General features: G+C 62.6%; 16 protein-coding genes and 2 tRNA genes. 7 read left to right on the top strand and 11 right to left on the bottom strand.

Features of this window, described 5'->3' with window-relative positions; translation table 11 throughout:
* Positions 1-26: 26 nt before the first annotated feature.
* From AWB67_RS17600 to tig, 6 genes are all read right to left on the bottom strand, one after another.
* Positions 27-102, bottom strand: a tRNA-Val gene (locus AWB67_RS17600).
* A gap of 64 nt (positions 103-166) precedes the next feature.
* A complete protein-coding gene (locus AWB67_RS17595) occupies positions 167-487 on the bottom strand; it encodes an HU family DNA-binding protein (protein WP_159964858.1) in 321 nt (106 codons plus the stop codon).
* A gap of 190 nt (positions 488-677) precedes the next feature.
* Positions 678-3,101, bottom strand: coding sequence for an endopeptidase La (lon, locus tag AWB67_RS17590; RefSeq protein ID WP_087657530.1), 2,424 nt, complete (start codon positions 3,099-3,101; stop codon positions 678-680).
* Positions 3,102-3,289: 188 nt separating this feature from the next.
* The gene (gene clpX / locus AWB67_RS17585) at positions 3,290-4,561 is read right to left on the bottom strand and encodes an ATP-dependent Clp protease ATP-binding subunit ClpX (RefSeq protein WP_087657529.1); all 1,272 of its coding nucleotides are present in this window, start codon (positions 4,559-4,561) and stop codon (positions 3,290-3,292) included.
* Positions 4,562-4,721: 160 nt separating this feature from the next.
* Positions 4,722-5,375, bottom strand: a complete 654-nt coding sequence (gene clpP, locus AWB67_RS17580) for an ATP-dependent Clp endopeptidase proteolytic subunit ClpP (RefSeq protein WP_087657528.1) — start codon at positions 5,373-5,375, stop codon at positions 4,722-4,724.
* A gap of 141 nt (positions 5,376-5,516) precedes the next feature.
* Positions 5,517-6,863 carry a trigger factor gene (gene tig / locus AWB67_RS17575; protein ID WP_087657527.1) on the bottom strand — a complete coding sequence of 449 codons (1,347 nt, stop codon included), beginning with the start codon at positions 6,861-6,863 and terminating at the stop codon, positions 5,517-5,519.
* A 463-nt stretch (positions 6,864-7,326) separates the two neighbouring features.
* Here tig and AWB67_RS17570 point away from each other — a divergent pair, with 463 nt between their 5' ends.
* Positions 7,327-8,472 (top strand): glycerate kinase, encoded by a 1,146-nt coding sequence (locus AWB67_RS17570; RefSeq protein WP_087657526.1) that lies wholly within the window; start codon positions 7,327-7,329, stop codon positions 8,470-8,472.
* A 571-nt stretch (positions 8,473-9,043) separates the two neighbouring features.
* On the opposite strand, the gene AWB67_RS17560 is transcribed toward AWB67_RS17570, so the two are convergent.
* From AWB67_RS17560 to AWB67_RS17550, 3 genes are all read right to left on the bottom strand, one after another.
* The gene (locus tag AWB67_RS17560) at positions 9,044-10,447 is read right to left on the bottom strand and encodes a PepSY-associated TM helix domain-containing protein (RefSeq protein ID WP_087657524.1); all 1,404 of its coding nucleotides are present in this window, start codon (positions 10,445-10,447) and stop codon (positions 9,044-9,046) included.
* Positions 10,448-10,483: 36 nt separating this feature from the next.
* Positions 10,484-12,844, bottom strand: coding sequence for a TonB-dependent receptor (locus AWB67_RS17555; RefSeq protein WP_125477613.1), 2,361 nt, complete (start codon positions 12,842-12,844; stop codon positions 10,484-10,486).
* A gap of 105 nt (positions 12,845-12,949) precedes the next feature.
* The gene (locus tag AWB67_RS17550; RefSeq protein ID WP_087657574.1) at positions 12,950-13,348 is read right to left on the bottom strand and encodes a DUF2946 domain-containing protein; all 399 of its coding nucleotides are present in this window, start codon (positions 13,346-13,348) and stop codon (positions 12,950-12,952) included.
* Positions 13,349-13,572: 224 nt separating this feature from the next.
* Here AWB67_RS17550 and AWB67_RS17545 point away from each other — a divergent pair.
* Together AWB67_RS17545 and AWB67_RS17540 are read left to right on the top strand one after the other, a co-directional pair.
* A tRNA-Leu gene (locus tag AWB67_RS17545) sits at positions 13,573-13,659 on the top strand.
* Between the two features lie 109 nt (positions 13,660-13,768).
* Entirely contained in the window at positions 13,769-14,599 is an 831-nt protein-coding gene (locus tag AWB67_RS17540) for a squalene/phytoene synthase family protein (protein ID WP_087657573.1), read from the top strand.
* Here AWB67_RS17540 and AWB67_RS17535 read toward each other — a convergent pair.
* Both AWB67_RS17535 and AWB67_RS17530 read right to left on the bottom strand, forming a co-directional pair.
* Complete coding sequence (locus tag AWB67_RS17535) at positions 14,580-15,578, bottom strand: DUF1501 domain-containing protein (RefSeq protein ID WP_087657523.1); 999 nt, start codon at positions 15,576-15,578, stop codon at positions 14,580-14,582. The genes AWB67_RS17540 and AWB67_RS17535 overlap by 20 nt on opposite strands.
* Before the next feature lie 19 nt (positions 15,579-15,597).
* Positions 15,598-15,996 carry a hypothetical protein gene (locus AWB67_RS17530; RefSeq protein ID WP_087657522.1) on the bottom strand — a complete coding sequence of 133 codons (399 nt, stop codon included), beginning with the start codon at positions 15,994-15,996 and terminating at the stop codon, positions 15,598-15,600.
* A gap of 240 nt (positions 15,997-16,236) precedes the next feature.
* Between AWB67_RS17530 and ompR the strand changes: the two genes are divergently transcribed.
* The 4 genes from ompR (at position 16,237) to AWB67_RS17510 (ending at position 19,795) form a co-directional block, all read left to right on the top strand.
* The gene (ompR, locus tag AWB67_RS17525; RefSeq protein WP_374729829.1) at positions 16,237-16,971 is read left to right on the top strand and encodes a two-component system response regulator GluR; all 735 of its coding nucleotides are present in this window, start codon (positions 16,237-16,239) and stop codon (positions 16,969-16,971) included.
* 52 nt (positions 16,972-17,023) lie between these two features.
* Positions 17,024-18,394 carry a two-component system sensor histidine kinase GluS gene (locus tag AWB67_RS17520; RefSeq protein WP_087657521.1) on the top strand — a complete coding sequence of 457 codons (1,371 nt, stop codon included), beginning with the start codon at positions 17,024-17,026 and terminating at the stop codon, positions 18,392-18,394.
* Positions 18,395-18,616: 222 nt separating this feature from the next.
* Positions 18,617-19,165: a peroxiredoxin gene (locus tag AWB67_RS17515; RefSeq protein ID WP_087657520.1), complete on the top strand. Its 549-nt coding sequence runs from the start codon at positions 18,617-18,619 to the stop codon at positions 19,163-19,165.
* A 105-nt stretch (positions 19,166-19,270) separates the two neighbouring features.
* On the top strand, positions 19,271-19,795 hold the full coding sequence (locus AWB67_RS17510) for a carboxymuconolactone decarboxylase family protein (RefSeq protein ID WP_087657519.1): 525 nt from the start codon (positions 19,271-19,273) through the stop codon (positions 19,793-19,795).
* Positions 19,796-19,835 lie beyond the last annotated feature (40 nt).

Raw genomic sequence — 19,835 nt, 5'->3', positions numbered from 1 at the left:
TGATGTTGCTGCTTTTGAGTGAGAACTGGTGGGTGCTGAGAGGCTCGAACTCCCGACCTACGCCTTGTAAGGGCGCCGCTCTACCAACTGAGCTAAGCACCCGCTCCCGACTCGTTCGCCAGATATAGACGTTGCTTCCAAAGCGAGCCCGTATCCAGCGAGTCCGCTAGTTTAGCGCATCCTTCAGTGCTTTGCCAGGGCGAAATTTCGGCACCTTGGCCGCCTCTATCTTGATCGCATCGCCAGTGCGCGGGTTGCGTCCCGTGCGCGCCACGCGCTTGCCGACAGCGAACGTCCCGAAGCCCACGAGCGTCACCGTGCCACCCTTCTTGAGCGTGCTGCGTACGCCGCCGATCATCGCGTCGAGCGCACGTCCGGCAGCGACTTTGGTGATATCGGCCTCCTGCGCGATATGGTCGATCAGTTCCGTCTTGTTCATTGTGATCCCCGTCTGTAGTTGCACGTTGTTGTCTATGCGGTCCGCCATCGACCTGACCATGCCGGACGCGGCGCTCATTAGAAGTGGCCGAAAGAGACGTGTCAACGAGGGTTGCCGCCGATTCGCGCTGTTTGATCGCGCATTTAGAAGGGATCGCCAAAAAACAAAGACCCGCGGGATTTCGCCCGCGGGTCTTTTTGGCTTTCCCAACGCGACACCAGTCGCGCGTCGTTGGCGTTCAGTGCTTCACGAACTCACCCGCTGCAGGCGCATCCTTCTGCGCTTCAGCCGCGACGGGCGCCGGCTTCGGTTCTTCTTCCGGCAACGCCTCGGGCACGCGTTCAAGCGCCAGTTCGAGGACCTTGTCGATCCAGCGAACCGGGATGATCTCGATCGAGTTCTTCACGTTATCCGGAATGTCGGTCAGATCCTTCGTGTTCTCTTCCGGAATCAGCACGAGCTTAATGCCGCCGCGATGCGCCGCCAGCAACTTCTCCTTCAACCCGCCGATCGGCAGCACTTCACCGCGCAGCGTGATTTCGCCTGTCATCGCGACATCGGCACGTACCGGAATGCCGGTCAGAACCGAAACCAGCGCTGTCGTCATCGCGATACCGGCGGACGGACCATCCTTCGGCGTGGCGCCTTCGGGCACGTGGATGTGGATATCTTTCTTCTCGAAGGCTTCATCCGCGACACCGAGACGCCGCGAACGCGAGCGAACCACCGAGCGCGCCGCTTCGACCGACTCCTTCATCACGTCGCCGAGCGACCCGGTGCGGATCACGGCGCCCTTGCCAGGCATCGACGCTGCTTCGATCGTCAGCAGATCGCCGCCGACTTCCGTCCACGCGAGACCCGTAACCTGACCGACCTGGTTCTCCTTCGCGGCCAGACCGAAGTCGTACTTGCGCACGCCGAGGAACGTGTCGAGATTGCTGCCGTCGACCGTCACCGCACCCGCCGCCTTCTTCAGCAGCAGCATCTTCACGACCTTGCGGCAAATCTTCGAGATCTCGCGCTCGAGCGAACGCACGCCAGCTTCACGCGTGTAATAGCGAATGATGTCGCGGATCGCCTGCTCGGTCACATCGACTTCGCCCTCCTTCAGGCCGTTGTTGCGCTTCTGCTTCGGCAGCAGGTAACGCTCGGCGATGCTGACCTTTTCGTCCTCGGTGTAACCCGAGAGGCGAATCACTTCCATCCGGTCGAGCAACGGCGGCGGAATGTTCAGCGAGTTCGACGTCGCCACGAACATCACATCCGACAGATCGAAATCGACTTCGATGTAGTGATCGGCAAACGTGTGGTTCTGTTCGGGATCGAGCACTTCGAGCAACGCCGATGCCGGATCGCCGCGGAAATCCATGCCCATCTTGTCGACTTCGTCGAGCAGGAAGAGCGGATTGCGCACGCCGACCTTCGCGAGGCTTTGCAGAATCTTGCCCGGCATCGAACCGATGTACGTCCGCCGGTGGCCGCGAATCTCGGATTCGTCGTGCACGCCGCCGAGCGCCATGCGCACGAACTTGCGGTTCGTGGCGCGCGCGATCGACTGCCCGAGCGAGGTCTTGCCGACGCCCGGAGGCCCGACGAGGCACAAAATCGGCGCCTTCACCTTCTCGACGCGTTGCTGGACCGCGAGATATTCGAGGATCCGTTCCTTCACCTTTTCGAGGCCGAAGTGATCTTCATCGAGCACACGTTCCGCATTCGAGAGGTCGTTGTTGACCTTGCTTTTCTTGCGCCACGGCAAGCCGATCAGCGTATCGATGTAATTGCGCACGACGGTTGCCTCTGCCGACATCGGCGACATCAGCTTGAGCTTCTTCAACTCGGCGTCGGCCTTCTTCTTGGCTTCCTTCGGCATGCGCGCGGCGGTGATGCGCTTCTCGAGTTCCTCGAGATCCGCGCCTTCTTCGCCTTCGCCCAGTTCCTTCTGGATCGCCTTGACCTGCTCGTTCAGGTAGTACTCGCGCTGGCTCTTCTCCATCTGGCGCTTCACGCGGCCACGGATGCGCTTTTCGACCTGCAGGATGTCGATTTCGGCTTCGAGTTGCGCGAGCAGATGCTCGAGACGCTCAATGACCGGGAACATCTCGAGGATGTGCTGCTTCTGGTCGAGCTTGAGCGGCAGATGCGCGGCGATGGTGTCAGCGAGACGACCCGCCTCGTCGATACCCGACAGCGACGTCAGGATCTCCGGCGGAATCTTCTTGTTGAGCTTCACGTACTGGTCGAACTGCGACACGATCGCGCGGCGCAGCGCTTCGGTTTCAGCGCTGTCGGCGTGATCGGGTTCGAGCGGCATCACGTCGCACGAGAACTGCGTTTCCTGCTCTTCGATGGAGAGCGTTTTCGCGCGCTGCAAGCCTTCGACCAGCACCTTCACGGTACCGTCCGGCAGCTTCAGCATTTGCAGGATGTTGGCGATACACCCTACTTCATACATGTCCTTTTCAGTCGGCTCATCCTTCGCCGCCGTTTTCTGGGCGACGAGCATGATGTGCTTGCCGCCTTCCATCGCGGCTTCAAGGGCCTTGATCGATTTGGGCCGCCCGACGAAGAGCGGAATCACCATATGCGGGAAAACGACTACGTCGCGCAGCGGGAGCAGCGGGAGCGTAATGCGTTCCTGCGGAAGGAGTTGGGTTCCTGACATTTCATTTCCCCAGTAGTGGAATCAGTTCGTTCGTAAGTAAGGCCTGCGGACAACAAATACAAGCCTACGCATGTGGGAAAAGTTCAGTTCGAAAAAATCGCGTCAGTAACGTTCACAAGATATCCGAAAAATAAACAAAAAGCCGTTCACGTTGCCATGAACGGCCTTTCGCCGACACACAGCCCAAATCAGTTCGAGCCCGCTACCTTCGGCGCGTCTTCGTAGATGAGAAGCGGCTTGCCGTCGCCGTCGATCGTGTTGTCGTCGACGATGACCTTGCTCACGCCCTTCATCGTCGGCAATTCGTACATCACGTCGAGCAACGCCTGCTCCAGAATCGAGCGCAGGCCGCGCGCGCCGGTCTTGCGGCGAATCGCCTTCTGCGCGATGGCCTGCAGCGCCGCCGGGCGGATTTCCAGCTCGACGCGCTCCATGTTGAAGAGCTTGTGATACTGCTTTACGAGCGCGTTCTTCGGCTCGATCAGGATCTTCACCAGCGCGGTTTCGTCGAGCTTGCCGAGCGTCGCCACGACCGGCAGACGGCCGATCAACTCGGGAATCAAACCGAACTTGATCAGGTCTTCCGGTTCGACGTCGCGCAGCACTTCGCCCGCGTCGCGCTCCAGCTTGCTCTTCACGCTCGCGCCGAAGCCGATGCCGGTCTTTTCCGTGCGGTCGGTGATGACTTTTTCGAGGCCGTCGAACGCGCCGCCGCAGACGAAGAGGATGTTGGTCGTATCGACCTGGATGAAATCCTGATTCGGATGCTTGCGGCCACCCTGCGGCGGCACCGACGCCATCGTGCCTTCGATCAGCTTCAGCAGTGCCTGCTGGACGCCCTCGCCCGACACGTCGCGCGTGATGGACGGGTTATCCGACTTGCGACTGATCTTGTCGATTTCGTCGATATAGACGATGCCGCGCTGCGCCTTGTCGACTTCATAGTTGCAGTTCTGCAGCAGCTTCTGAATGATGTTCTCGACGTCTTCGCCAACGTAGCCGGCTTCCGTCAGCGTCGTCGCATCGGCGATGACGAACGGGACGTTCAGCATGCGCGCAAGCGTCTGCGCGAGCAGCGTCTTGCCCGAACCCGTGGGTCCGATCAAGAGAATGTTGCTCTTCGACAGCTCGATCTCGTCTTTCTTGTCGAGGTGCTTGAGACGTTTGTAATGGTTGTACACGGCCACCGCGAGAATTTTCTTCGCGCGTTCCTGGCCGATCACGTACTGATTGAGAATATCGCTGATTTCCTGCGGGCTCGGCAGGTCGGACTTGGTCAGCCCCGCTTCTTCCGCCGCGCCGGCTGCTTCGTCGCGAATGATCTCGTTGCACAAATCGATACATTCATCACAGATGAACACCGACGGGCCGGCAATGAGTTTCTTGACCTCATGCTGGCTCTTGCCGCAAAACGAGCAATACAACAGCTTCTCGCTGTTTGAACCTTTTTTGTCCGCCATAGATGTGTAAGCCTCCGGACACTCGATTACATAATACGCCCTTCGATCTTCCCACGCAGAAACGGCCTGCGCGTCGAATGAAAGGTCTTCGGCGTGCTGCCGCAGGCGCTCTCAGGGCGGGCCGGCCTCCGTTCAGGAAAGCCGGCGCTGCGTCACTCGATCAGGGACGCTTGTGAAGAACCTGGTCGACGAGACCGTACGCTTGGGCGTCGTCGCCGGACATGAAGTTGTCGCGGTCGGTGTCGCGCGCAATGCGTTCGACCGGCTGACCCGTGTGATGCGACAGCAACTGGTTCAGGCGTTCCTTCAGGTACAGGATTTCGCGCGCCTGAATCTCGATGTCCGATGCCTGCCCGCGTGCGCCGCCGAGCGGCTGGTGAATCATCACGCGCGCGTTCGGCAGCGCCACACGTTTGCCCTTCGCGCCCGCAGCCAGCAGGAACGCGCCCATGCTTGCAGCAAGTCCCATGCACAGCGTGGCGACGTCGGGCTTCACGAATTGCATCGTGTCGTAGATCGCCATGCCGGCGGAGACCGAACCGCCCGGGCTGTTGATGTACAGGCTGATGTCCTTGTCGGGATTCTCGCTTTCCAGGAACAGCAACTGCGCGACGACGAGATTCGCCGTCTGGTCGTTCACTTCGCCGACGAGAAACACCACGCGCTCCTTCAACAGGCGCGAATAGATGTCATAGGCACGTTCGCCGCGGCCACTCGTTTCCACGACCATCGGAACGAGGCCGAGCGCCTGGGGTTCAAAATCCCGCGGCGCATTTGAAGCTAACGTGTCGAGCAATTGAGCGCGAAAGGTCATGCAATTTCCTTGTTCGGAATAGGGATACTGAACGACTTTGGAACATTCAACATTAGAACGGCATCCGCCCGCACAAACTTTAATGCAAAAAAGGCGTGCGGGTCGTCACGCCGACGACCCGCACGCCTCTTGGACGCTGCTTCAGGCTTGCGCCGTTGCGCTCGCCAGTTCTTCGAAGCTGACTTCCTTGTCGGTCACCTTGGCCTTGCCGAGCACGAAGTCGACGACGTTGGCTTCGACGACGTACGCTTCCATTTCGGAAAGGCGCTGCTGGTTCGAATAATACCAGCGGACGACTTCCTTCGGGTCTTCGTAGCTTTTCGCGAATTCGTCGACTTCCGCGCGGATCTGTTCAGGTTTTGCCTGCAACTCGTTCGACTTGACCAGCTCGGCAAGAACCAGGCCCAGCTTCACGCGGCGCTCGGCCTGCTCGGCAAACATTTCCGCGGGGATCGGCGCATCGGCTGCGTTCGGTACGCCACGTTGCTGCAAGTCCTGGCGCGCCATTTCGACGAGGCGTTCCTGATCCTGCTCGATCAGCGCCTTCGGCACGTCGAGTTCCGAGATCTTGAGCAGTGCGTCCATCACCTGGTTCTTCACGATCTGCTGCGTGCGGCGCTTCGCTTCGCGTTCGAGGTTGTCCTTGATTTCAGCGCGCATCTTCGAGATGTCGCCGTCGGCGATGCCGAGCGACTTCGCAAATTCACCGTCGATTTCCGGCAGGTGCGGCCACTCGATCTTCTTCATCGTGATCGTGAATTGTGCCGTCTTGCCGGCCACGTCCTTGCCGTGATAGTCATCCGGGAACTTGAGGTCGAATTCACGCGAGTCGCCGACCTTCAGGCCCAGCGCCGCTGCTTCGAATTCCGGCAACATGCGGCCTTCGCCCAACACGAACGAGAAGTCTTCGGCGCTGCCGCCCTGGAACACTTCACCATCGATTTTGCCGACGAAATCCATCGTCACGCGGTCGGTGTCCTTCGCTGCCGTGTCTTCGCCGCCGTCGCCGTGCTCGCCGCTTTCGCCGCGTGCGTGGTAATGCACGCGCTGCTTGCGCAGGATTTCGAGCGTGCGGTCGATTTCGGCTTCCGAGATGCTCGTGACCGTGCGCTCGATTTCAGCCGTCGCGACGTCGCCCAGCTTCACTTCCGGGTACACCTCGAAAGTGGCGTCGAACGCATAGGCGTCGGCCGGGGCTTCTTCGCCCTTCGGCGCGAAGCTCGGCTGGCCCGCGACGCGCAGGTTCTCGGCGCGCGTGACGTCGAAGAATTCCTTGCCGACCTTGTCGCTCAGCACTTCGGCTTCGACCTGGCCCTGATACTGTTGCGTGACCATCTTGAGCGGCACCTTGCCCGGGCGGAAACCCGGCATGCGCACGTTCTTCGCCAACTGGCGGATACGCGAATCCACTTCCTTCTGCACGGTGTCCTTCGGCAGGGAAATGGTCACGCGGCGTTCGAGCTTGCCGAGATTTTCAACGTTAGCCATGGCTTCTATCGTCCTAAGTAATTCGAGTAGATTCGAGTATTCGGTTCGGATGTCTGGGTCTGTGGCGGCCTCGCAGCGCGCCGCCTCCGACGCCCGCACCGGGAGCGCTTGCGCGCCGTGTTCTTCGGTGTCCGGGCCGCCGCTGACGCGTTCGCGAGTCAACAGAGCCCGACATTTTAGCAAACAATTTGATACGCCCACGCGATTCAGCCGCCGGGCGCGCGATTTAGCGTTTTTTTGCCCCGATTTCGCGTTATTCCGCGTTTCTGAGACGCAAAACGTCGCGCACAATGCCGGCTATCGGGGCCAGGCTATTTTGCGTGGCGCGACACGCTGCTAAGCTTGCCGGCGCGGGTCTCGGAATTCCCTCTCACGCATAGCCAGAAGGCATCTCCGGCATGCATCGAGTGCATAGATGGGCACCGGGCGCGCGAATTCAATCCATTCCAATACACGAGACACCATGTCAAACGCCATGTCCGCCCCTATCGTCGTCATCGCTCCCGATTCCTTCAAAGGCTCGCTCAGCGCCGAACAAGTGGCGAACGCCATCGCGACCGGCGTGCGGCGGGCCCGCGCCGACGCGGCCGTGCGCATCTGCCCGATGGCCGACGGCGGCGAAGGCACGCTCGACGCGATGCTCGCGGCCGGCGGCGAGCGCCGCATGCTCAACGTGCGCGGCGCGGCGAGCGCGCGGCGCGAAGCGGCCACGGGCCTGCTCGGCGACGGCAGCGCGATTATCGAGACGGCGGAAGTCGTCGGCATCACCGACCCGGACGGCATGGCCGTGCCCGTCACCGAGCGCGACACGCGGGGCATGGGCGAGGCGATCCGCGCGCTGCTCGATCTCGGCGCGCGGCGCTTTTACGTCGCGCTCGGCGGCAGCAGCACGAACGATGGCGGCGCAGGGCTGCTCGTTGGCCTCGGGCTCAAGCTCTTCGACGCGGGCGGCAACGAGCTGGAGCCAGTTCCGTCGGCGCTGTCGCGGGTTGCGCGCATCGACGTTTCGGGGCTCGATCCGCGTGTGAAGGACGCCGAGTTCATCGGGATGTCGGACGTCGATAATCCGCTCAACGGCGAGCACGGCGCGACCGCGGTCTTCGGGCCGCAGAAAGGCGTCGCGCCTGAGCAGGTCAAGGAAATCGACGCCGCTCTCGCCCGTTTCGCCGACGTGCTCGAACCGGCGCTCGGACGCACCGCGCGCGACAACGCGGGCGCGGGCGCGGCGGGCGGTCTGGGCTTCGCGCTGCATATGCTCGGCGCGAGCTTCGAGCCGGGCGCGGAGGTCGTCGCGCGGAAAATCGGGCTCGATGCGGCGCTGGAGGGCGCGAGCTGGCTGATCACGGGCGAGGGGCGCTCGGACGTGCAGACGCTGCACGGCAAGGCGCCGTTCATCGCGTGCAAACACGCGCGGGCGGCGGGCGTCGAGGCGTCGCTGCTGTCGGGCGGGATCGATCCGAAGGCGCTGCAGCGGCTGTCAGAGTTCTTCAGCGGGTGCTTCTCGCCGGCGCCCGGCCCCATCACGCTGGAAGTCGCGATTCGGGACGCTGGAACGTTGCTTGAGAACGAAGCGGAGCAACTGACGCGGTTAAAGTTTGGATCGCGGTAGGAGGCGCTGAAAGTCGCGATTCGGAATTCGACACCGTTGCTCGCTCAATAGGCCGAGCAGCCGGCGGGGCTGAAGTTTGGATCGCGGCTGGGCCCGCTTGAAGACACGATACGCAGTGGAAACGTAGCTCGCCAATGAGGCGAGCGGCCTGCGTACATGAAGCTCGGGTCGCAGTGGGGCGCACTGGAAAACGGACGCGAGGTGGAAACCGGCGCGCTGAGGAGAACGGGCACTTATGCGGCTCAACGTAGCATCGCGGTAGGGACGCTCGAAGGCGCGATCCGCGATCAGCAAATGCCGTTCGTGAACAAAGCCGTAGCCGTAAATCAAGGCGCGCTACCGCACGTCAAAGCTGCGATCCGCAAGCGAACCCGCGGCTCTCCAGATAAGCCGAGCGGCTCGCGCGTCTGGCAGGCGCATCGCGACAGAGCGCGGCAGAGGTCGCGAGGCGTGGCACGGCCTACGAACGAAGCCGTATCTCAATTCGGGCAGGGCTAGAACAAGCCCGAAGTCGCGATCAGCGGCGCGAGGACGCGGCCAGCGAACAAAGCCCCGCGATTAGCGTTCCCCCTCAAGCCCGCGTCGACCTCCCGAAAACCATCCGGTCAGATACCCACACGATCAGCATTGTCAGTCCCATCAGCGGGAATATGACGCCGAGCATCGCGAGCCCGCTGCGCCAAGCCCGCATCGGCGCGCGCCGCGCGGGACGCGCCGGCGCGCCGAGCGCCCGCTGCGGCCGGCGCTTCCACCACATGACAAAGCCGGTGAACGCCATCGCCGCGAGCCCGAGCGAGATCGCCGCGCAAACGATCTGGTTCGCGAGCCCGAAGTAGCGCCCCATGTGCAGCGACGTCCCGTACGAAATCCACTGCGCGACGCGGCCGTAGTCGTCGTAGGCGATGTCGGTCAGGAGCTTGCCGCTGTATTGATCGATGTGAAGCGTGCGCTCGGCTTTCGGATCGGCGGGAAAATAGGACACCGTGTACACGCCCTCCGCCGTCTTTGGGAGCGCGATGCTGTAGCCGTCGGTCACGCCTTGCGATGCCGCGAGCGCAATCACCGCGTCGAGCGGAATGCGCGCCGCTTGCCCATCGTGGGCGGCCGCGCCGGGCACGGTTGTCAAGCCGACCGCCCAAGGCGTCTGCTGCAGCGGCAAGTCGTCCATTTTCATGCCGTGCATCGCGTGTTCCCCGGCGGAGGGCTTCGCCGAATGCACGTGCGCATCGCCCCACGCGCCTTTCGGATAACCGAGCTGTGCCGACGTCGCGAGCGCCTTGAACTGTTTGCCCCACGAACCCGACCAGGGCAATCCGCTCAGCACGAAAAACACCGCGCCGATCGCGAGCCAGGTCCCGCCGACGGCATGCAGATCGCGCCACCACGCCCGTCCGCGCAGCGCGATACGTGGCGCCCACACGCCGCCCTTCTGCTTCGCCTTCGGCCACCAGAGCGCGATGCCCGTGCCAATCATCACGAGCGTCCAGCAGCCCGCGAGCTCCATCACGAGTTCGCCGGTCTTGCCGAGCATCAACCCGCGATGCAACTCACGGATCTGCTTCATCAGCCGGTGCTCTACGCTGAGCGTCCCGAGCACCGCGCCCGAGTACGGATCGACGAACACGCTCTCGCTTTCGCCCGACGGCAAGCGGAACACGAATTCGCTGCTGCGCCGCGGATCGGTGCTGATCTGCGCCGTGGTCGGCACGGCATCGCGCGGCTCGCTCGCGGCGGCTTTCGCGAGCAGTATCTGCGCGCTCAGACGCGGCGCGGCCTGCGGCTCGACGACCATCCGGTCGCGATAAATCAGCGGCTCGATCTGCGGCTGAAAGCAATAAAGCGTGCCGGTGATCGCGAGCACGATCAGAAGCGGCATCACGAAAAGGCCCGCGTAAAAGTGCCAGCGCCAGAGCGTGCGATGGTGGCTGGCCGATTCACCGACCGACGCGGCTTGATTGATGACGGATGCGTCCATGTTTTGATGTTCCCGATGAGTTGGATACGATCGGCCTCAGATGCCGATGCGCCCTTCCAGATAGAACGTCCGGCCCGCATACGGGTGGAACACGTAGTAGCGATGGTCGAAGAGATTGTCGACACCGATGCCGATTTCGCTCTTTTTCGTCGGCCGGTACGTGAACTTCGCGTCCATGACCGCGTACGTACTCGTGCCGCCGTACGTGTTCGGATTGGTATCGATGTTGGTGAGCGTGTTGTACTGGCGGCCCGAATAGCGCGCGGCGAGCGTCATGGCCGCCTTCTCCGTCGCGCGGTAGGTCGCGACGACGTTCGCCCGCCATAGCGGAATGCGGTAGAAATACTTCCCCACCGATGCCGGATTGCTGCTGTTCGCGAGAATCTTGGACTGCGTGTACGCGACGCTCGCTGCGAGGTCGAGCCCGCGCAACAGCACGTCCTGGCCTTCGTACGCCGTCTCGAAGCCGCGCGAGCGCACCTTGTCGATATTCTGGAAGTTCGTGACGTTCGGGATGACGGTCGTGTTGGTCTGGCTGAAGATCGTGTTCTTCACGTCGTCCTGGAACAGCGTGAAGCGATACACGCCGTTGCCGTGCTGCCACTCGGCCGTGAGTTCCTTCGACAGATCGTTTTCGGGCTTCAGGTTCGGATTGTTGTTGACGATCGAGGTACCCGTAATCTGCCCCTGAAACAGTTCGCCGACGGTCGGAAAGCGGTACGCCCGCCCGATCGATGCGCGCAACAGCAGGTTCGGCGTGACATCGAACGATAGCGACGCTTTCGGCGACCAGTGGCTCTCGCTCGCGTCGCCGTAGCCGACCGACGTCGAGCCGAGAGAACGCGTGCCGTCGTACGCGTTCCAGTTCTCGTAGCGCACGCCGTACGTGAAGCGCCAGCGCGGTGAAAAGCGCCACGAGTCCTGCGCGTAGGCGGCCTGTGCCTGCGTCCGTCCGCCGAACGCGTTCGCGAACGCCGCGTTGCCGCCGTCGCGCCAGGCGTTCGTCGTGTAGGTCTCGTTGTCGAGGAAATAGTTGTCGTAGTGGTAGCCGAACGACAGCCAGTGCGCGGCGAGCCCCGCGTCGGCGGTCGGCGGGGTCCAGGTCGTGCGCAGGTCGAGCGATTTCCAGCCCGCGCCGTCGCCGTAAGTGATCGTGCCCGGACCGTCGCCCGGCACGCCGGTGCTGGCGGTGCGCGCGATGCTCTGCGTGATGTCGAAGTACGACGCGATGGCTTCCGCGTTCCAGCCGGTCTCGTTGCGCGTGCGAAGCGACAGCCCGTAGAGGAAATTTTCGCTCGATCCCTGGCTCGGCGCGAAAGTCGCCGCCGGCACGTTGTATTCGAATCCGCCGATGTTCACGAGCCCGCTATACACCGGGTTGCCGGCCGCGTCGCGCAGGAAGGTCTGCGTGTCGCTGTTGTACTTCTGGTGCCAGTAGCCGAGCGTGAAGCCCGCTTGCAGCGTCGGCGTGATGTCGTAGGCAAGCTTCAGCCGGAACTGGTCCTGGAACGTGCGCAGGATGCCCTCGTTCGACACGCCGAGCACAGCCGTTCGCGCGTTCGTCTGGTCGTTATAGAAGTACGCGCCGGTGACGGGCCGGTCGGTGGCTTTGGCGGGCGTCGTCGATTGGGGGAACGTCCCGAATTGCAGCGGCTGGCTCGTGTTTTCCAGATGATCGACGCCGATCAGATACGACAGGTTGCCAATCTTGTCGCCAATCGTCGCCGTCGTGTTCGTGCCGTTGAAGCTGCGATTCACGCCGAACAGGTCGAAATGCTGCGTGAAACCCTGCACTTTCGCGTCGGCCTCGAAGTGCGTGGGCATGCGCGTCGTGATCGCGACGGTCGCGCCGATCGAGTTGCCCGGATACAGCGCGGAATACGGGCCGTAGACGACGTCGACTTTGTCGATGGCGTCGGCGAAAACCATCGACCAGCGCGGCGCGAAGGTGAAGGTGTTGCCGAGGAAGTTGCTGAGGAGCAGGCCGTCGGCGTAGACGAGGCCGCGCGCCGTCTGCGAGTTGCTCGTGCCGCGCACGGCGATCGTCGAGTTCAGGTCGCCGATGAAGCGCTTGCGCACCGCCATGTTCGGCGCGTATTTGAGCACGTCTTCGGGCGTGACGACGTTCCAGTTCTCGAACTGGTCGGCGGTGACCGTTGCAACGCTCGCGGGGAGGTTCGGGTCGAGCGTGGGGCGCGACGCTTGTGCTGTCACGACGACTGGTGCGAGCGATGCGGCGCCGCTTGTGTCCTCTTGGACAGTAGGCGTCTCGGGAATGGCGTAGGCCGCTTGCGTCATCAGCGAAAGCGGTAGCCACGCGATCGGTAGGTATGTGCGTGAACGCACGGCGGCGCGGCAGCCGGACGGCTGCCGCGCTCGCTTGAATAAGTCGAGCATCGAAGAATCCCGAAGATGTGAACGCGTGACCGGCCGGACGCGGCGATGCCTAATCAACGCGATCAAGCATGCGTTTCGGCAAACGGTCGAGACGAATGACGGGCTTCAGGAAACGACGGGAGGCGCGCGCGAATGCGCGGCATTGAAGGACTTGGCGTAGACCGCCGAAACGCGCTCGACCTGCGCGACGCGCACGACACGTTCGACGCGCGCCACGGCCGGTGAAACGCCCGGCAAGAGCGGCAGGTTATGCGCGAGCAGGCCGCAGTAGGAACAGGCTTCGAAGTGACCGGCGGCGGACGCGTGGTGCGACAAATCAGCCTGCGCTTCGAGGTGATGATGCGCTTCGACCGATTCGAGCGAATCGACCGAACAGAGGATCTTCGTATCACCGGCGGCGACGCGCGCCGCGATCGTCTGGCTCACGACCGGCGCGACAATGGCAAGCCACATGGCGGCGATGCCGAGCCATGCAACGATGCGATTGCGCGATGTGCGGGTCATGAGGCGCGTGTCGTCCACGAATATCGAGACGGGAATTGTAGGGAGGTCGCAAGCGTGGCGCAATCGTGCAAAAGTGATAGGCAGCATGGCCGATCGTCACGACTTTCAGGATGGAGACATCGGTTTTCGAATCGGTTAGAATCTTGGGCTCAGTGCGGCGGGCGCATGCAGCATCGAAGAGTGTTTTAGAGCGCCTGCGCGAGCCCTGACGAAGCGGATCAGGCGCGAGGATGGCGAAATTGGTAGACGCACCAGGTTTAGGTCCTGACGCCAGCAATGGTGTAGGGGTTCGAGTCCCCTTCCTCGCACCACCACCGCACGTTGTAGATGCAGCAGAAAAAAGCCATTGACGTTCAATGGCTTTTTTTACTTATGCGGCAGTTTCACTACGATCCACAAGACCCGCCCACGCCGACTCCCGTGAATTTCGACGACTACTGCCAGCAAAAGGCCGCCCCCGATGGCTCCAGCACTTACTACGCGCTGCGCCGCGCGCCGGTCGCGAGCCAGCCGCTTCTGACCGCGCTTTACGCGTTACGCCGTGAACTGGAAGAGACCGTCAAGGAGACGAGCGATCCGACTATCGGACGCACGAAACACGCGTGGTGGCAGAAGGAACTGGCGAGTCTTTTCAACGGCGAGCCGTCGCATCCGGTGACGAAGGCTTTGGCCAACGCCAACAAAACCGCGCTCGATGAACCGCTGCGTGCATCGCTGGATACGCTCGTCGACGGTTTCGGTATGGACCTCGATCAGGCGCGCTATCTCGACTGGCCGGGCCTGCGGCGCTATCTCGATCAAACGGGCGGCGCGTTTGGCGTCGCGGTGGCGCGCATCACGGCGCGTGCGCCTGATCCAGCCGCGGCGTGGGCCGCGCCGCTCGGCTCGGCGCTGATGCTGGCGGAGCGCCTGCTGGAACTCGGCGACGACGCGCGCCACGGTCGCATCTATATCCCGATCGACGAATTGCAGCGCTTCAAGGTCACTGCCGCCGATCTGATCAACCGCAAATACAGCGATGAGTTCACCGCGCTGATGCGATTTCAGGTCGAACGGGCGCGGAAGGCGCTGAACGATGCCCTCGCCGCGATTCCGCCCGCCGAGCGCGCCGGCCAGCGGCTCTTGCGCGCGCAAGCGGCGCTGGCGCTCGCATCGCTCGACGAGATCGAGCGCGAGGGTTTTCAGGTGCTGCATCAGCGCATCGCGCTTACGCCGATTCGCAAGCTGTGGATCACGTGGCGTACGCGTTGATGAGCGGCAAAGGCTCGAAGCGCTGCTGCAGGATCGACGCGGCATCGAGACCGAGCCACGATCCGAGGACCGTCGCGTAGATCTGCCGGAAATCGACGGCGATCGGGAGATTGCCGTTGCCGTCGAGGCGCTTGAGTGTCGGCGACGCGCCGTACAGGCCGCCGCGCACGCGACCGCCGGCCACGAAAAGCGGCGCCGCGGTGCCGTGCTCCGTGCCGCCCGACTGGTTCTCGCGGGCGCGGCGGCCGAACTCCGAATAAGTCACGACAAGCGTCTCGTTCCAGCGTCCGAGTTCAGTCAGCGCGCGACGCATCGACGCGATTCCCTCCGATAGCGCCGCCAGCAACGCCGCGTGCCGCACCGGCTGGTTCTGATGCGTATCGAAGCCGTTGAGCGTGAGGCGCAGAACGGTGAGTTCGCGTCGTATGGGATCGTTCACGAGGTGGCTGATCGAAGCGCCGAACACGCCCGAAGTCTTGGTCGCCGAGCCATCGACAAATCGCAACGCCGATGCGCTCGCAAACGGCCCCGCTTCGACGCTACCGATCGCGACCGCATCGGCGTTGCGCGCGCGGCCGAGTGCACGGGCGAGCCAGCCATCGCGCAGATATTGATCGGAGCGCGACGCGGTGTCCCAGATCTCCATAGACCGGAAGTGCGACAAGTTAGGCTGCGCATAGCCGACGCCCTGCACCACCGCCAGTTGGCCGTCGCGCCAGAGCGGCATGAGAGGCGCGGTCGCGGGATGAAGCCCGGTGCGCTCGTCGAGCTGCAACACGTTCTCGCGCGCGATGCCGATCGTCGGACGTAGCGCGCGGTAGGCTGGATCGGCGAACGGGATGACCGTGTTGAGGCCGTCGTTGCCGCCCTTCAGTTCAACGAGAATCAGCGTCTTCGGCGCGCCAAGCGACACCGCCGCAGCGAAGCCCGGCAGGCAAAGCAACGCGCCGCTCGTGGACAGGAACTGGCGTCGGTTCATCGCAAGGCGCGTCGCGGGCTCAACGCTTGTACAGGTCGCGCACCGCTTCCTCGATGTGCTGTCGCAGAAGCCGGCGTTCGTCGGCGGTCATGACGGCATGGCGGGGCGGCCGCGCGGGCGGCGGATCGTTCTGCTGGCTCTGGACCTGCTGGATGGTCGGCGGCTTGTTCGCGTTCGAATCGCGATCGCCCTTCTGGTTCTTGCCAGTGCGCTGCTGCGCCCGGACGATGCGCCCGTCGAAGCGATTGGACAACGTGTTCACGGGACGGTCGAACGCAGCCGGATCGCGGCTCGAAGGCCACGACGACTGTGCGAAGACGGGGGATGTGGTCAGTACGGCGTAAAGCGCGCTAGCGAGTAGCGTCTTCTTGAAAATGCGCTCGGGGCGCACAGGTCCGCGCTGACGCGCTCCCTTCATATTTTTCCCTTCGTTGCTCGACAACCGGACAGTCTCATTGCTCTTTCGCGTCGCACGCACAGCCAGTGTTTACGGTGCAGACGCCGAGCGTTGGTCTAATGAAGTATCTACCGAATGACGGGCTTAGGTAAAGGAGTGTACGCACAGAAGCTTTACGGCGTGCCACGGCCTCCGTAAATTTTGTAACCAACTGTTACACTGGATTTGTTACAAACTCGACCCCTTTCTAATCGCGCTAAGATGCCGCTCATGGAAACCAAAAATCCTTCAAAAATACTCGTAGTCGACGACGATCCGCGCTTGCGCGACCTCCTGCGCCGCTATCTCGGCGAACAGGGCTTCAACGTCTACGTCGCGGAAAACGCGCCGGCGATGAACAAGCTCTGGGTGCGTGAGCGCTTCGACCTCCTCGTGCTCGACCTCATGCTTCCCGGGGAAGACGGACTGTCGATCTGCCGGCGTCTGCGCGGCAGCAACGACCGCACGCCGATCATCATGCTCACGGCGAAAGGCGAAGACGTCGATCGCATCGTCGGTCTGGAAATGGGCGCCGACGACTATCTGCCGAAGCCGTTCAATCCGCGCGAACTCGTCGCGCGCATTCACGCGGTGCTGCGCCGCCAGTCGCCGTCCGAACTGCCGGGCGCGCCGTCCGAAACCACCGAAGTGTTCGAGTTCGGCGAGTTCGCGCTGAACCTGGCCACGCGCACGCTCACGAAGAACGGCCAGGAAATTCCGCTGACTACCGGCGAATTTTCGGTGCTGAAGGTGTTCGCGCGCCATCCGCGCCAGCCGCTCTCGCGTGAAAAGCTGATGGAACTCGCGCGCGGCCGTGAATACGAAGTGTTCGACCGCAGTCTCGACGTGCAGATTTCGCGTCTGCGGAAGCTGATCGAGCCGGACCCGAGCAGCCCGCGCTTCATCCAGACTGTGTGGGGCCTGGGTTACGTCTTCATCCCCGACGGCGCCGCGTGAGGCGTCCCGAACCAGGCTTCTCGACCTCATCCGAGCAGGACCCGAAAGACCCATGCGCATCGACAGGCGGCTACTGACGCTCGCGTTCGGCGGCCTGTTCTGGCGGACTTTTGCGCTGATCGCACTCTTGATCGCGGTCAGCCTCGCCGCATGGTTCCAGAGCTTTCGCGTGATCGAACGGGAGCCGCGCGCGCAGCGCGTGGCGCTTCAGCTCGTCGCGGTCGTCAAACTCACCCGCACCGCCCTCCTTTATTCCGATCCCGATCTGCGCCGCGCGTTGCTGCAGGACCTGGAGAGCAATGAAGGCGTGCGCGTGTATCCGCGCGAGACCACCGACAAATACCGCCTCCAGCCCGACGAATCGCTCAACCGGCTGATCGAGCGCGACGTGCGCGGGCGCCTCGGCAACGAGACGATCATTGCGCAATCGGTGAACGATATCCCCGGCGTGTGGATCAGCTTCAAGATCGACGACGACGATTACTGGGTCGCCCTCGATCGCGATCAGCTCGATACCGTCACCGGCCTGCAGTGGGCCGGCTGGGGCGTGTTCGCGCTCGCGCTGTCGCTCTTCGGCGCGGCGTTCATCACGAGTCTCGTGAACCGGCCGTTCGCGCGGCTCGCGCTCGCCGCGCGCAAGGTCGGCTCGGGGCAGGCGCCCGACCCGCTGCCCGAGCGTGGCATGGGCGTCGCGGCCGAAACCAATCGAAGTTTCAACCAGATGGTGCAGGACCTCGAACAGCTCGAAGCGGACCGCGCGCTGATGCTCGCCGGTATCTCGCACGATCTGCGCACGCCGCTCGCGCGGTTGCGGCTCGAAACGGAGATGAGCCCGTCGGACGAAGCGACCAAGCTCGCGATGATCGACGATATCGAGCAGATGGACATGATCATCGGCCGCTTCCTCGACTACGCCCGGCCTATGCAGCGCATGCCCGAGACCGTCGATCTGTCGATGATCGCTGGCGAACTCGCCGCGCGCTTTCATGCGGACGAAGGCGTCGTGATGAGGACGGAGCTGGCGCAAGGCGCGATGATCGAAGGCGATCCGACGGATGCGCGGCGTGTCGTCGGCAATCTGCTCGAGAACGCGCGCAAATACGGCCGCAGCGAATACGACGACATCGCGCGCATTACGCTCGAGACGCACGTGACGCACGGCCGTGTCGAGCTGACGGTGACGGACGAAGGCTGCGGTATCCCCGACGACCAGATCGCGCTGATCACGCGGCCGTTCTATCGCGTCGATACGGCGCGCACGCAGGCGAACGGCACGGGCCTCGGTATGGCGATCGTGCAGCGGCTCGTGACGCGTCAACGCGGGACGCTGCGTCTGCGCAATCGCGTGCCGGGCCCGGGATTCGAAGTGACGATCGATTTCCCCGTCGTCAAGGTCCCGAAGTTCGACAGCCAGCGCGACTGATGCACCAATCTGCAGCAAAAACTATCGGACTGTTCGAGAAAAACTATCCGATACGTTAGTTAAAAACTATTGAAAAGATAACTTAATAGAGTTATGATGAAGATCGTTTGATGCCGGAAGCGCTTGCTGCAAAAGCGGCTGTCATGCCGGCGTTACGGCGATCTGTTAGCTTGATGATCTGTCAGTTTGATTTGTCCTTCCAACGAACACAGGAGTAGTCATATGAAGACCGTGGGCGATAAAGTCGAAGCGTTTACCGTTACCGCTGCAAAGCCGGGTTTCAACCATCACGAAGAAAATGGCCAGTCGGCGTTCGAAGAAGTCACCGAGCAATCGTTCCCGGGCAAGTGGAAGATCATCTATTTCTACCCGAAGGACTTCACCTTCGTCTGCCCGACGGAAATCGTCGAGTTCGGCAAGCTGGCAAACGACTTCGCTGACCGCGACGCGGTTTTGCTCGGCGGCAGCGTCGACAACGAGTTTGTCAAGCTCGCATGGCGCCGTGAGCACAAGGATCTGAGCAGGCTCAATCACTACGCATTCGGCGACGTGAAGGGCGAACTCATCGACCAGCTCGGCGTGCGCGACAAGGAAGCCGGCGTCGCTCTGCGCGCTACGTTCATCGTCGATCCGGACAACGTCATTCAGCACGTTTCGGTGAACAACCTGAACGTCGGCCGTAACCCGGAAGAAGTGCTGCGTATTCTCGACGGCCTGCAAACGGACGAACTCTGCCCGTGCAACCGCGCTGTCGGCGGCTCGACGCTGTAAGAGCGCCGCGCAGCCATCCGCGATGGCTGAACGCCAGAGCCCGCTATGCTTGATGTTCACTTAAGCCGGCGGGCTTTTTTATCGGCATTCAAATAGGAGAAATCAATGGAATTCCTGTCTTCGATTAAAGAGCTCATTCCTGATTACGCAAAAGACATCCGCCTGAATGTCGATGGCACGATCGCGCGCTCCTCGCTTCAGGGCAATGACGCGGTCGGCGTCGCGCTCGCCGCAGCTTATGCCGCGAAGGCAACGAAGATCGTCACCGCGATCCGCTCGGCGGGCGTGCTGTCGCCGGAAGAAACGAACGCCGCGCTGACCGCCGCCGCGCTGATGGGCATGAACAACGTGTGGTATCCGTATTTGGAGATGGCCGATAACGCCGACCTCAAGACCCAGCCGGCGGGCCTGCGCATGAACGCGTATGCGTCGCACGGCGGCGTCGACAAGCGGCGCTTCGAGATGTACGCGCTCGCCGCGTCGATCATCGGCAAGTGCCACTTCTGCGTCAAGTCGCACTACGAGAACCTCGTCGCGGAAGGCATGAGCACAACGCAATTGCGCGACGTCGGCCGTATCGCGGCGGTCATCAATGCCGCTGCGCTCGCGATCGAAGCCGAAGGGAAATAAGCGCTTTTCGCCTTCTGAGAAGCAAAACGCCACGTTTTTG

The organism is Caballeronia terrestris (assembly GCF_001544515.1).
Lineage (GTDB): Bacteria > Pseudomonadota > Gammaproteobacteria > Burkholderiales > Burkholderiaceae > Caballeronia > Caballeronia terrestris.
This window is presented reverse-complemented; position numbering and strand designations above follow the sequence as displayed.